The sequence below is a fragment of the Streptomyces sp. NPDC050161 genome, assembly GCF_044460025.1.
In the GTDB taxonomy this organism is placed as follows: domain Bacteria; phylum Actinomycetota; class Actinomycetes; order Streptomycetales; family Streptomycetaceae; genus Streptomyces.
Genome location: NZ_JBITJM010000034.1, coordinates 1 through 13,148 on the forward strand (window position 1 = coordinate 1; position 13,148 = coordinate 13,148).

Annotated in this window: 9 protein-coding genes; 8 read left to right on the top strand and 1 reads right to left on the bottom strand. The window is 73.7% G+C overall.

Annotated features, from left to right (window positions below):
- Positions 1-159 precede the first annotated feature (159 nt).
- Positions 160-678 carry a hypothetical protein gene (locus tag ACIBK8_RS33660; RefSeq protein ID WP_399046254.1) on the bottom strand — a complete coding sequence of 173 codons (519 nt, stop codon included), beginning with the start codon at positions 676-678 and terminating at the stop codon, positions 160-162.
- 118 nt (positions 679-796) lie between these two features.
- Here ACIBK8_RS33660 and rimP point away from each other — a divergent pair, with 118 nt between their 5' ends.
- The 8 genes from rimP (at position 797) to ACIBK8_RS33700 (ending at position 13,116) form a co-directional block, all read left to right on the top strand.
- Entirely contained in the window at positions 797-1,339 is a 543-nt protein-coding gene (rimP, locus tag ACIBK8_RS33665; protein WP_399046256.1) for a ribosome maturation factor RimP, read from the top strand.
- A gap of 2 nt (positions 1,340-1,341) precedes the next feature.
- On the top strand, positions 1,342-2,331 hold the full coding sequence (gene nusA, locus ACIBK8_RS33670) for a transcription termination factor NusA (protein ID WP_399046258.1): 990 nt from the start codon (positions 1,342-1,344) through the stop codon (positions 2,329-2,331).
- Between the two features lie 126 nt (positions 2,332-2,457).
- The gene (locus tag ACIBK8_RS33675) at positions 2,458-2,748 is read left to right on the top strand and encodes a YlxR family protein (protein WP_399046259.1); all 291 of its coding nucleotides are present in this window, start codon (positions 2,458-2,460) and stop codon (positions 2,746-2,748) included.
- Between the two features lie 159 nt (positions 2,749-2,907).
- Entirely contained in the window at positions 2,908-6,012 is a 3,105-nt protein-coding gene (infB, locus tag ACIBK8_RS33680; RefSeq protein WP_399046261.1) for a translation initiation factor IF-2, read from the top strand.
- A 206-nt stretch (positions 6,013-6,218) separates the two neighbouring features.
- A complete protein-coding gene (locus ACIBK8_RS33685; protein WP_393687675.1) occupies positions 6,219-6,518 on the top strand; it encodes a DUF503 domain-containing protein in 300 nt (99 codons plus the stop codon).
- A gap of 61 nt (positions 6,519-6,579) precedes the next feature.
- Positions 6,580-7,035 (top strand): 30S ribosome-binding factor RbfA, encoded by a 456-nt coding sequence (gene rbfA, locus ACIBK8_RS33690; RefSeq protein WP_393687676.1) that lies wholly within the window; start codon positions 6,580-6,582, stop codon positions 7,033-7,035.
- Positions 7,032-7,958 carry a tRNA pseudouridine(55) synthase TruB gene (gene truB, locus ACIBK8_RS33695; protein WP_399046263.1) on the top strand — a complete coding sequence of 309 codons (927 nt, stop codon included), beginning with the start codon at positions 7,032-7,034 and terminating at the stop codon, positions 7,956-7,958. The genes rbfA and truB overlap by 4 nt, the downstream gene beginning before the upstream one ends.
- A gap of 298 nt (positions 7,959-8,256) precedes the next feature.
- Complete coding sequence (locus tag ACIBK8_RS33700) at positions 8,257-13,116, top strand: hypothetical protein (protein WP_399046264.1); 4,860 nt, start codon at positions 8,257-8,259, stop codon at positions 13,114-13,116.
- Positions 13,117-13,148: the final 32 nt, after the last annotated feature.

The window sequence follows — 13,148 nt, forward strand, 5'->3', positions numbered from 1 at the left end:
GCTGCCGGTGTTGGCACCTGTCGCTGCGGGGAGCGACCCGGTGCGGCCCCTCCGACCCACCCGGGCCTCGTACGCGGCTGACCGCCGGTGGATGGCCCTTGCGCCTCGCCCTTCGGGCATCGTTGGCTCGGGGCCTCGGGGGTTACCTGAGTGGTGCGGTCATCGGGTCAGCAGGTAGGCGTGGGCGGTGCCTGCTGCGGCTACCGAGGCCAGGAGGCGGGCCAGGTCGGGGGGTGCGGTTCGGAGGGTTTTGGTGCGGGTGTCGGCCAGGTGGCGTTCTGCGTCGGCCAGGGTGGTGCGGGCGGCCTTCTCGTTCTCGGGGACCGGGGGGTGGTTCTTGCCCGAGGGGGCGGACGGGGTGGTGGGGGTGCTCTTGGCGCCGAACGCCTCGGCGTGGCGGGCCACTTCGTCGCGGAGGGGGTGCAGGCGGTCCTGGAGGGCGGGGTGGGCGGCCAGGGTCGCGTCGTAGTGGGCCAGCAAGGCGGTGCTGTCGCGGGCCGCGGTGGTGCGCAGGCGGTCGGCGGATGCGGTGCGGTCGGGAGGCGGCGTCCCGGGGGCGTCGGAGCAGCCGGTCAAGAGGGGGGCGGCCCCTAGGGCGGCGCCGGCCAGCAGGGTCGTTCTGCGCGTGAGCGGCAGGTTCGGCACGTTCCACTTCCCGGGGTCTTCCGTAGTGATCACCGCAGGCGAGCGTATCCGTGACCGGTCACCGAATCGTCAGTACCCCGCCGGAACAGATAGGCTTTGACCCGACACGCGACCTACCCACAACAGCACACGCGGCCGAGGAGTCACCCGGATGAGCACCACCCAGAGCGAAAGGCTGCGCGGGCTGCTTGAACCGCTCGTGGCCGCGCGAGAGCTGGATCTGGAAGAGATCGATGTGACCCCCGCGGGCAAGCGGCGGGTGCTGCGAGTCGTGGTGGATTCCGACGAAGGCGTTCAGCTGGACGAGTGTGCCGAGCTGAGCCGCGAGATCTCGCAGAGCCTGGACGATGCCGACGTGATGGGCGGCGCCCCGTACACCCTTGAGGTGACCTCGCCCGGCGCCGACCGGCCGTTGACCGAGCTGCGGCACTACCGCCGCGCCGTCGGCCGCCTCATCAAGGCGCAGCTGCACGAGGGCGGGGAGCTGGTGGCCCGGATCCAGGCGGTGGACGAGGACGGGCTCGACCTCGAAGTGCCGGGTGTCAAGGGACGCAAGCCGACCCAGCGACGGGTCGCGTTCGACGCGATCGCCAAGGCGCGGGTCGAGCTGGAGTTCAACCGCAAGAGCGGGATGTCCGATAAGGGCAGTGTGCAGGACGCAGAGAAGTTCGACGAGAACCAGGAGGAGGCGTAGCCGTGGACATCGACATGAGTGCCCTGCGGGGTTTGGTGCGGGAGAAGGAGATCTCGTTCGACCTGTTGGTCGAGGCGATCGAGTCGGCCCTCCTGATCGCTTACCACCGCACCGACGGCAGCCGTCGGCAGGCGCGGGTGCAGCTGGACCGCAGCACCGGCCACGTGACGGTGTGGGCGAAGGAAGACGCGTCGGACCTGGAGCCGGGCGAGGAGCCCCGCGAGTTCGACGACACCCCGTCCGGTTTCGGCCGGATCGCGGCCACCACCGCCAAGCAGGTCATCCTGCAGCGGCTGCGGGACGCCGAGGAGGAGATCACCTTCGGCGAGTTCGCCGGGCGTGAGGGCGACGTCATCACCGGCGTCGTCCAGCAGGGCAAGGACCCCAAGAACGTCCTGGTGGACATCGGCCCGATGGAGGCCATGCTGCCGGTGCAGGAGCAGGTCCCGGGCGAGGACTACACGCACGGCACCCGGCTGCGTTCGTACGTCGTCCGAGTGGCGAAGGGTGTCCGCGGCCCGTCCGTGACCCTTTCGCGTACGCACCCGAACCTGGTGAAGAAGCTGTTCGCCATGGAGGTGCCGGAAATCGCGGACGGGTCGGTGGAGATTTCGGCCATCGCGCGCGAGGCCGGACACCGCACCAAGATCGCGGTGCGGTCGACGCGGTCCGGGCTGAACGCCAAGGGCGCCTGCATCGGCCCGATGGGCGGCCGGGTGCGCGCGGTCATGGCCGAGCTGCACGGCGAGAAGATCGACATCGTGGACTGGTCCGACGACCCGGCCGAGCTGGTGGCGCACGCGCTGTCGCCGGCCCGGGTCAGCAAGGTCGAGGTCGTCGACCTCGCGGCCCGGTCGGCGCGGGTCATCGTGCCCGACTACCAGCTCTCCCTCGCCATCGGCAAGGAAGGGCAGAACGCCCGGCTCGCGGCCCGGCTGACCGGCTGGCGGATCGACATCCGGCCGGACACCGAGCAGGCGCCGCAGGACTGATCGCGCGGTGGCCGCCGCGGCCCGGAAAAAATGAGTGGTGCCGCGGTGGTCCACCGGGAATTCTGAGCAGCCGTCCGGTCTTTACCCCATCAGGGTGAGGGCGGCGCGGGGAGGTAGACTTAAGCAGTGTCTGGCCGGACGCATGCCCGCGCATGCCCTGAGCGAACCTGTGTGGGATGCCGGGAGCGAGCGGCCAAGGGCGATTTGCTGCGCATCGTGGCGATCGAGGGTGAGTGCGCCCCCGATCCTCGCGGTACGCTGCCCGGCCGGGGTGCTCACATGCACCCGACACGGGTCTGTCTCGACCTGGCGGTCCGCCGCCGGGCGTTCAACCGGGCCTTCCGGGGTCCGGGACCGTTCGACACGACGGCGTTGCGCCAGTACGTCGAACACATCGAGCAGCCGCCCTTGCAATAACGCACAGCACGAATGCACAGCGCACGGAAAACCGTGCGGTCAGGTACCTCGCGAGTCGGAAGTAGGTCGAGATTGCGATGAGCACTCGATGAGTACGCGATGAGTACGCCCATGAAGTAGCGACGGTCCGGTGGACAACCCGGACCTAGAAGGAGCGAAGTGGCTAAGGTCCGGGTATACGAACTCGCCAAGGAGTTCGGCGTGGAGAGCAAGGCTGTCATGGCCAAGCTCCAAGAACTTGGTGAATTCGTCCGATCGGCATCCTCGACGATCGAGGCGCCGGTTGTTCGCAAGTTGACCGACGCTTTCCAGGCAGGCGGCGGCAGTGGCCGCGCCTCTGGCAAGCCCGCGGCGCCGCGCAAGGCTGCGCCCGCAAAGCCGTCCGCGCCCTCCCCGGCGCAGGCGGCCCGTCCGGCTGCCCCGAAGCCGGGCGCCCCCAAGCCGGGCCCCGCGGCTCCGCCGGCCCCCGAGGCCCCGGCGGCCCCGGAAGCCCCGGCCCCCGCGGCGCCCAAGAGCAGCACCCCCGCGGCCCCGACCCCGGGTCCGCGTCCGACTCCGGCGCGTCCGGCGCCCAAGCCCGCTCCGGCCGCCCCCGCGCAGCCCGAGTTCCAGGCTCCGCCGGCGGCTCCCGCCGAGAAGCCGGCTCCCCGTCCGGGTGCCACCCCCGGCCCGCGTCCGGCGCGTCCCGCGCCGCAGGGCGGCCAGGGTGGTCAGGGCGGCGGCCAGGGCCGCGGCAACGCCCCGCGTCCCGGTGGCGAGCGCGCCCCGCGTCCCGGCGGCGACCGTCGTCCGTCCGGCCCGCGTCCGGGTAACAACCCCTTCACCTCCGGTGGCTCCACGGGCATGGCCCGTCCGCAGGCCCCCCGTCCCGGTGGCGCCCCGCGCCCCGGTGGCCAAGGCGGCCCCGGCGGCCCGCGTCCGCAGGGCGGCGGCCAGGGTGGCCCCCGTCCCCAGGGACAGGGCCAGGGCGGCGCGCGTCCGACCCCCGGTGGCATGCCCCGTCCGCAGGGCGCAGCTCCCGGTGGCGCCCCGCGTCCCGGCGGCGGTAACCGTCCGAACCCGGGCATGATGCCGCAGCGTCCGGCTGCCGGCCCGCGTCCGGGCCCCGGTGGCGGCGGCGGTCGCGGTCCCGGTGGCGGCGGTCGTCCCGGTGGCGGCGGCGGTCGTCCCGGTGGTGGCGGCGGCTTCGCCGGTCGTCCCGGTGGTGGCGGTGGCGGCGGCTTCGCCGGCCGTCCCGGTGGTGGCGGTGGCGCTCCCGGTCGTCCCGGTGGCGGCGGCGGCTTCGGCGGTCGTCCCGGTTTCGGTGGCCGTCCCGGCGGCCCCGGTGGCCGTGGTGGCACACAGGGTGCGTTCGGCCGTCCCGGCGGTCCCGCGCGTCGTGGCCGTAAGTCGAAGCGGCAGAGGCGCCAGGAGTACGAGGCCATGCAGGCCCCGTCGGTGGGCGGCATCATGCTGCCGCGCGGCAACGGCGCGACGGTTCGCCTGTCGCGTGGTGCCTCGCTGACGGACTTCGCCGAGAAGATCAACGCCAACCCGGCGTCGCTCGTCCAGGTCATGCTGAACCTGGGTGAGATGGTCACCGCGACCCAGTCGGTCTCCGACGAGACGCTGCAGCTGCTCGCCGACGAGATGAACTACGTCGTCGAGATCGTCAGCCCGGAGGAGGAGGACCGCGAGCTTCTCGAGTCCTTCGACATCGACTTCGGTGAGAACGAGGGCGGCGAGGAAATGCTCGTCGCGCGTCCGCCGGTGGTGACCGTCATGGGTCACGTCGACCACGGTAAGACGCGACTGCTCGACGCGATCCGCAAGACGAACGTCATCGCGGGCGAGGCCGGCGGCATCACCCAGCACATCGGTGCCTACCAGGTCGCGACCGAGGTCAACGACGAAGAGCGTCGGATCACCTTCATCGACACCCCTGGTCACGAGGCGTTCACCGCCATGCGTGCCCGTGGTGCCAAGTCGACCGACATCGCGATCCTCGTGGTGGCGGCCAACGACGGCGTCATGCCGCAGACGATCGAGGCGCTGAACCACGCCAAGGCGGCCGAGGTGCCGATCGTGGTCGCGGTCAACAAGATCGACGTCGAGGGCGCCGACCCGACCAAGGTGCGCGGCCAGCTCACCGAGTTCGGTCTGGTGGCCGAGGAGTACGGCGGCGACACCATGTTCGTCGACATCTCCGCTCGTGAGGGCCTGAACATCGAGCAGCTGCTCGAAGCCGTGGTCCTGACCGCGGACGCCTCGCTCGACCTGCGCGCCAACGCGGAGCAGGACGCGCAGGGCATCGCGATCGAGGCGCACCTCGACCGTGGCCGCGGCGCCGTGGCGACCGTCCTGGTCCAGCGCGGCACGCTGCGCGTCGGCGAGACGATGGTCGTCGGCGATGCGTACGGCCGTGTCCGGGCGATGCTCGACGACAAGGGCAACAACGTCGAGGAAGCCGGTCCTTCGACCCCCGTCCTGGTCCTGGGTCTGACCAACGTCCCGGGTGCCGGCGACAACTTCCTGGTCGTCGACGAGGACCGTACGGCCCGTCAGATCGCCGAGAAGCGTGCGGCGCGCGAGCGCAACGCGGCCTTCGCCAAGCGCACCCGCCGGGTGTCCCTCGAGGACCTCGACAAGGTGCTCAAGGCCGGCGAGGTGCAGCAGCTCAACCTCATCATCAAGGGTGACGCGTCCGGTTCGGTGGAGGCTCTCGAGTCCTCGCTGCTCCAGCTCGATGTGGGCGAGGAGGTCGACATTCGCGTGCTGCACCGTGGCGTGGGTGCGGTCACCGAGTCCGACATCAACCTGGCGTCCGGCTCCGACGCGATCGTCATCGGCTTCAACGTGCGCGCCGAAGGCCGTGCCACGCAGATGGCCGACCGCGAGGGTGTCGACGTCCGGTACTACTCGGTCATCTACCAGGCGATCGAGGAGATCGAGGCGGCCCTCAAGGGCATGCTCAAGCCGGAGTACGAGGAGGTCGAGCTCGGTACCGCGGAGATCCGCGAGATCTTCCGCTCGTCCAAGCTCGGCAACATCGCGGGTGTCCTCATCCGTTCCGGCGAGGTCAAGCGCAACACCAAGGCTCGCCTGGTCCGCGACGGCAAGGTCATCGCGGAGGACCTCAACATCCAGGGTCTGCGCCGCTTCAAGGACGACGTCACCGAGATCCGCGAAGGCTTCGAGGGCGGTATCAACCTCGGAAACTTCAACGACATCAAGATCGACGACGTCATCGCGACGTACGAGATGCGCGAGAAGCCGCGCGGCTGATCACGCGGACGAGAGCCCGTGCGTGGCCCGGTCCACCAGTCCTGGTGGGCCGGGCGGCGGGCAGGCGACCGGGGCCGGTCGGCGGAGTTATTTCCGTCGATCGGCCCCGGCCGTTCCGTGTACGGTGCGAGGAATCGAACGTCTAGGCCCCACGGGTGGCTGAACCCTCCCCCAGGCCTCAGGGGCCTGGGAGGTGCCCCCCCAGCATGTATGTAGGGACGCTGTCCTTCGACCTGCTTCTCGGCGACGTACGGTCGCTGAAGGAGAAGCGCTCCGTCGTCCGCCCGATCGTCGCCGAGCTGCACCGCAAATACGCGGTCAGCGTCGCGGAGGTCGGCGACCAGGATCTGCACCGCAGGGCCACCATCGGCCTGGCGGTGGTCTCCGGGGACACGGGGCATCTCACCGAAGTGTTGGACCGCTGCGAGCGCCTGGTCGCCGCACGGCCCGAAGTGGAGCTGCTGTCGGTACGCCGACGGCTGCACGGCGACGACGACTGGTCATGACGACCGGGCGGGCGCTCGCCGGTGGAAGCACAATTGTGGAAGACAAGAAGGAGACGGACCAGTGGCCGACAATGCGCGGGCGAAGAAGCTGGCGGACCTCATCCGGGAGGTGGTCGCCCAGAAGCTGCAGCGCGGAATCAAGGACCCGCGGCTCGGTACGCACGTGACCATCACGGACACCCGGGTCACCGGCGACCTGCGGGAGGCGACGGTCTTCTACACGGTCTACGGCGACGACGAGGACCGTGCCAGCGCGGCAGCAGGACTGGAGAGCGCCAAGGGCATCCTGCGCTCGGCGGTCGGTGCGGCGGCGGGCACGAAGTTCACGCCCACCCTGGCGTTCGTCGCGGACGCCCTGCCGGAGAACGCCAAGACGATCGAGAACCTCCTCGACAAGGCGCGGGCTTCCGACGCCAAGGTGCGGGAGGTGTCGTCGGGCGCCCAGTACGCCGGGGAGGCGGACCCGTACCGCAAGCCGGGAGACGACGAGGACGACGAGGGCACAGCGGCAGAATGAAGCGTGAGAGCAACAAGCCGGGCGGTCTGGTCATCGTCGACAAGCCGGCCGGCTTCACTTCGCACGACGTCGTGGCGAAGATGCGCGGCATGGCCCGCACCCGCCGGGTCGGGCACGCCGGCACCCTCGACCCGATGGCGACCGGTGTGCTCGTCCTGGGCATCGAGCGGGCCACCAAGCTCCTCGGCCACCTCGCGCTGACGGAGAAGGAATACGTCGGCACGATCCGGCTGGGCCAGACGACGGTGACCGACGACGCGGAGGGCGAGATCACCGCGTCGAAGGCGGCGCAGGGCCTCGCGCGCGGCGACATCGACGCCGGTGTGGCGGAGCTGTCCGGCGCGATCATGCAGGTGCCGTCGAAGGTCAGTGCCATCAAGATCGACGGCAAGCGGTCGTACTCGCGGGTGCGGGACGGCGAGGACGTGGAGATCCCGGCCCGGCCGGTCACCGTGTCCTCGTTCCTGGTGCACTCGGTGCACGAGAGCGAGGCCGACGACGGCACCCCGGTGACCGACCTGCTGGTCTCCGTCACGTGTTCGTCCGGTACGTACATCCGCGCCCTGGCCCGTGACCTGGGCGCCGGGCTGGGTGTCGGCGGGCATCTGACGGCGCTGCGGCGCACCCGGGTCGGCCCGTACAAGCTGGACCGGGCGCGCACGCTCGAACAGCTGCAGGCCGCGGTGGACGACACCGAGGGCGCGGGGCTTCCTGTGATGCCGATCGGTGAGGCGGCCACGGCGGCCTTCACCCGCTGGGACGTGACCGAACCGCAGGCCAGGCTGCTGCTCAACGGCGCGCGGATCGCGATGCCGCTGTTCGAGACGGACGGCCCGGTCGCGGCGTTCGGTCCTGACGGCACCTTCCTGGCGCTGGTCGAGAACCAGGGCGGGAAGGCGAAGAGCCTGGCGGTGTTCGCCTAGGAGCCGCAGGCAGGCTGTGCGGGGCCGGGCCCGGGAGCGCGATGGCGTTTCCCGGGCCCGGCCCTTTGCCGTGCGGCGGGTGCGCGGGCGGGACCGGTGGCGCTCCGTGATGCCTGGTGTCCCCTTGTTCCGCCGGATCCGTGGATTCACCCGTGTGGTCGGGCGCTCGGAGTGAACGGCGGGCGCTGTAGGGGCGTGTTCGTCCTGTTCGGCGTCGGGGCGATCACCGGCCGCTTACCGTCGGACGTCGGGGACCGGCGCGCGGGTCGGGGAGGCGGTCAGGCGGGGAGGTACGGCGATGGCGTTGCTGGACGCCGATGCGGACAGGGCGCTGGTGCGCATCCGGGATCTCGCGGGACGGCCGCGCGGCACGGGCTTCCTCGCCGACCAGCACGGCACGATCCTCACCAGCCACGAAGCGGTCGACGGGCTGGCCCGCATCGTGGTGCAGCCGTTGCGGGAAGGCGGGCTCGGCGGCCGGGGATTCGACGGCGGTTGCACGGTGGACGCCGCCGATGTCACCCCGCTTCCCGGCAGCGACCTGGCCCTGGTGCGCAGCAGGGGCTTCGGGCTGCCGCCGATGACGCCGTTGCCGGTGTCCTCCGGGCCGGCCGCCGTGGGAACCAGGGTGCGGCTGTGGGCCGGTGGCTGGTTCGACGGGCTGGTGACCGCGGTCGGCTGCGAGGTGACGTACATCGCGACGGACCGGTTCCATCTCCTGGACACCGTGGGGGAGTTGGAGCTGTGCGTCGGCGGGCGGGAAGCGCTGCGGCTCGGTGGCGCGGCGGCGGGTGGCCCGGTGCTCGACGCGCGGACGGGCGCGCTGCTGGGCGTGCTGGGCACCGCGTTGCAGGCCGGGCGGCCGGCGGACGGATTCGCCGTGCTGCTGCGGGCGGCGGCGGCCACCGAACCGGGCGGGCCGCTGGCCGCGCTGCTGGCACGGAACGCGGCGACGGTCCCGGCCTACGGCAGCGAACTGAACCTGGCGGGCGGGCTCCAGCTGACCGCCACATCCGTGGGTTCGGCCGGGCGGCCCCGGCTGTGGCGGGAACCGGTGGAACGGCCCGATGTGGTGCGCGAGTTCGAGGCGTTCGGGGCGTTGCCGGCAGCGGGGACGCCCGAGGCGGACGGTGCGGACGGGGTGCCTGATGCGGAGCGGGCGGACGGGGCCGGGCCGCTGGTGCTGGCCTTGGTGGGGCAGCCGGGATCCGGGCGTACGACGGAACTGGCCGCGCTCGCCGCCCGGCGGGCGCAGGGGGCGGCTCCCGCGCCGACCGTCTGGCTGCGCGGCGCCGATCTGCACGCAGGTGACGACGGGGTACGGACGGCGGTACGGCGTGCGCTGCACGCGGCGGGCCGGATCATCGGGGCCTCGGGCCGCACGGCCGGCGACCCCGGCGAGGCCACCCCGGACGGCGTGGCACGGCTGGCGGGCGCCGCGGGCCGTCCCCTGCTGCTGCTCCTGGACGGGCCGGAGGAGATGCCGCCCGCGCTGGGCTCGTGGTCGGCCGACTGGGCGGCGGCGACCGCAGGTTGGCTGCGTGCCTCAGGAACGCGGCTGGTCATCGCCTGCCGCCCCGAGTACTGGGAAGCCGCGGGCGCCCTCTTCCCGCCCGCGCTGCTGCACCGCACCGGCCGCGCCTACCCGCTGCCGCCCGGCGCTCCGGGCGGCCCGCTGCCCGCCTGCGTACGGCTCGGTGATCTCCCGGCGTGCGAGGCGGCACACGCCCGCAGGCGCTACGGCCTGGCGGAGGGTGCGCAGGCCGCCGCGGACGCCGGGCATCCGCTGACGCTGCGGCTGCTCGCCGAGGTGCGGGCCGCGCTGCCGAAGGGGGACGGCGTCTGCGAGTGCGACGCGGGCGGCGCGGACGGCATGGGCATGGTGGTGCCGGAGGCCGGAGGGCCGGAGCCCGAGGCCGGGGGAGTGCCGGACCGGCACGCCGTTTTCGGCGCCTATCTCGACCTGTTGTGCCTGCGCATCGCCGTCCGGATCGCGGCCGGCCGCCGCCCGGTGCCGCGCGGCGGGGCCGTACGCAGGCTGGCCGCCCAGGTGGCGGGCCAGGTGCACGAGGCGGCACGGCGGTGTCTGGGCCCCGGGCAGGGGGAGTTGGACGGCGCGTCCTTCGACGAGGTCTTCCCCTGGGGGCCGGGGTGGGCGTCAGCGGTGCTCACCGAGGGCCTGCTGGTGCCGGCGGGCGCCGGGTACCGCTTCGTCCACGAGGAGTTCGCGGAGTGGCTTCAGGGCGCCCACCTCGACGTGGACGCCGCCCTGTACGTGCTGGTGCACCGTGCGCGGGGGGCGTCGGGCGAGGCGGAGCGGTCCGCGCGGCTGCCGTCGTGGAGTGGCCGGGAGCGGGGCGGCTTCGGTGACGGCGCCTCGCCCGACGCGGCGGCCGGGCGGGCGGCGCGGGCGTTCCAGGTGCCCGGCTGCCGCATCGGCCCCGTCGTGCAGGCCCTGCTGCTGCTCGCGCGCCGTGAGGGAACGCCGCAACTGACGCGCAGGCTGGCGCATTTGGTGTCCGTCGCGGTGGCCGACGGCGGCCCCGCAGGACGGCACGCGGACGCCAGGTGGTGGGCCTCGCACCTGCTCAGCGAGGTGCTGCTGCGGGCGCCTGACGTGGCACCGTACGCCGGTGTGCTCCGGCTGCTCGCCGACCGGCTCACCGACCGGTCCGTACGTCTCGGCGGTTTCGGGCGGACCGGACTCGACGCACTCGGGCCGTGGTTCTGGCACCGCATCGACCTGCCCGACGCGGACCGGATGGATCTGCTGCGACGCCTGCTGCCGGCCGACGGACCGCCGCGGCCGGGCGCGGCGGCGGGTGCGGCGCTGGCGGCCGGGGCGGTGCGACGGCCGGCGGACGGGGGCGCGGGTGCGGGCACGGGCGCGGCGGTGGGGCGTGAGGCCGGGGCGGCTCCCGCGGCTCCTGAGGGGGCTGCGGCTGGAGCGTCCGGGCGGGTGCATCGGCAGCGGTCCGCTCCGGAGGTGGAGACGGACGCGGAGAGGGAGGCGGCGAGGGATGCGGGGGCGGATACGGAGAGGCCGGTCGGTCCCACCGTCAGCGATGTCGGTGTCGCGGTTGCCGTTGTCGGCGCCGCTGTCCGGGACACCGCCGACGACGGTGCCGCGCCGCGCGGTGAGCCGGGTGGCGGGGCGGCGCACGCCGGGGCGTCCGGCGGCGGGCGGCCGATGGCCGATGAGTGGTCCGCGTCGCGTTCCTGGCGGCGGGCCCGCCCGTTCGCGCGACCGCCGCGGGTGCGGGTGCACCTCGCCGATGCGCCGGGCACACCGGACGGCTTCGGCTGGGCGGACGCCGTGCCGACGCCGGACGCGTACGGCCCGCTGGACGACGAGGCGGGGCGCGGCGCCGGGAGCCAGGCGTCTGCCGCCGAGCCCGTTGCCGAGCCGGTTCGAGGGGCGGCCTCGGAGGCCGTTGCGGGGGCGGGGGTCGCTTCCGTCGCGGAGGTGGTCCCCGAGCCGCTGGGTGCCCGATCGGTACACCCGCAACTCCCGGCACACACAGCCGAGTTCGGTGCGGATGAGGCGGATGTCACGGGATCCCGAAGCGTGGCAGATTCCCTGGATTCGCCTGGTGCCGCCCCGGACTCCAACTCGCGTCCCGCTGAAGGGAGTTACAGCGACGCAGGGCATCCAGCAGGCGCGGCCGAAACCTGCTCCGGTGGAGAGGCCGCGGGTGCCGGGCCGCCCGGTGGTGCCTCGCATGCCGCGGCCGGTGCCGGAGCGGGGGGCGTGGGCGGTCCGTACGCCGCGCGGGTGCGTGCGCATGTCGCGCGCCCCTTGCGGTTTCTCGATGTGGCGGCAGCGTTGCTGCGGGCGGAGCCGGAGCGGATGCAGCCGCTGTTGTGCGAATGGTTCGACGATGTGAGCCCCTTGCAGCAGTCGCCGCACGTGGTGCCCAGCGGCCCGACGGGTGAGATCACCGTCTCCGCGGCGGCGCAGGCGCTGCTGTACGCCCACCGGCGGCGCGCGCTCGACGCGCTCGCCGACACGCTGGCCGACAGCACACACCCCCGGGCGGACGAGCTGCTCGCCACCCTGGCCGAGGACGAGCCGTCGGCGATGTGCCGGGCCGTGGCGCGCTGGTCCCAGGACGAGTGCCCCGAGCGCCGGCGCGCCGCCGCGGCGTACGCGCCCCGCCTCGCTCCGGGTGCCACCGCCGACACCGACCGCATCCGGCTGCGCCAGGCCGCGCTCGCCCTGCTGACCAGGCCGGGCGACAGCGCGCACCACGGCGCCGCGCTCGCCCTCCTGATGGCGGACGGCGCCACCCGGGCGCAGTTCCTGGACCGGGCGCTGCTGCGGTTCGCCGACGGGGATCCGCAGCTGCCCGCCGCGGTGTTCACGGACGCGCTGGCCACCCACCCGGGGCCGGTGCTCGCGGCCTTCCGCACCCGGCTGCTGACCGGTGAACCGGCCGGTCCGGCGGCGGGCTCGGGAGGCTCGCCAGGTGCGGTGCTCGACACCCTCGCGGAGTGCGGCCTTCCGATGTCCGCCGGGGCCCCGGAACCGGCCGCTGCCGTACCGCCTGCGCGTCCGCCCGGGGCACCCGTACCGCCCGGCCTGGCGCAGTGCGTCGCCGCTCTCGTACGGGAATACGCGGAGCGGCATCCGGAGCGTGCCGCGGGCGGGGTGGCGGCGTTCGTCGGGCGGCGGCTCGACGGTGGGGCCGCGGCCCGTGCCGCGCTGCGCCCGCTCGTGGTGGAGCTGCTGACCCGGCACGCCGTCCCGGTGCGGTGCGCGCTGGCGTCCGTGCTGGTCGCGGAGGGCAGCGGGGACGCCGTGGCGCTGCGCCGTGAGCTGCTGGAGGTGCTGCTGGCGCACGAGGCCGGGTCCGTCGGCCGCGCCTCACAGGGGATGCCGGACACCCGGGTGCTGGAGGCGCTGCTGCGGGCGGTGGCCGACGGAGCCGAGGAGCGCCCCGACGGCCGTACGCGGGAGTGGGTGCGCCGGATCGGGCTGCTGCTGTCCGGCACGCCCGAGGGTGCGGCCTGCTTCGACCGGTGGCTGGCCGGGTCCGGGCGGCTGGTGCCGGGGTTCGCGCGGCGGATGCGGGAGTGGGTGGCGGCCGAGCCGGGGGAGTGGGAGGCGCTGGTGGGGCCGGGCGCCCGCGCCGCGCTCGCCGGCTGCCGCGGCTGATCAGGGCGACGCTGCGGGTCAGGACGGGCCGC

Excerpts from the sequence above, each read along its gene's own strand:
- ACIBK8_RS33700 (WP_399046264.1), top strand. The coding sequence starts at position 8,257 with ATGGCGTTGCTGGACGCCGATGCGGACAGGGCGCTGGTGCGCATCCGG.
- ACIBK8_RS33685 (WP_393687675.1), top strand. The coding sequence starts at position 6,219 with ATGTATGTAGGGACGCTGTCCTTCGACCTGCTTCTCGGCGACGTACGG.
- rimP (WP_399046256.1), top strand. The coding sequence starts at position 797 with ATGAGCACCACCCAGAGCGAAAGGCTGCGCGGGCTGCTTGAACCGCTC.
- truB (WP_399046263.1), top strand. The coding sequence starts at position 7,032 with ATGAAGCGTGAGAGCAACAAGCCGGGCGGTCTGGTCATCGTCGACAAG.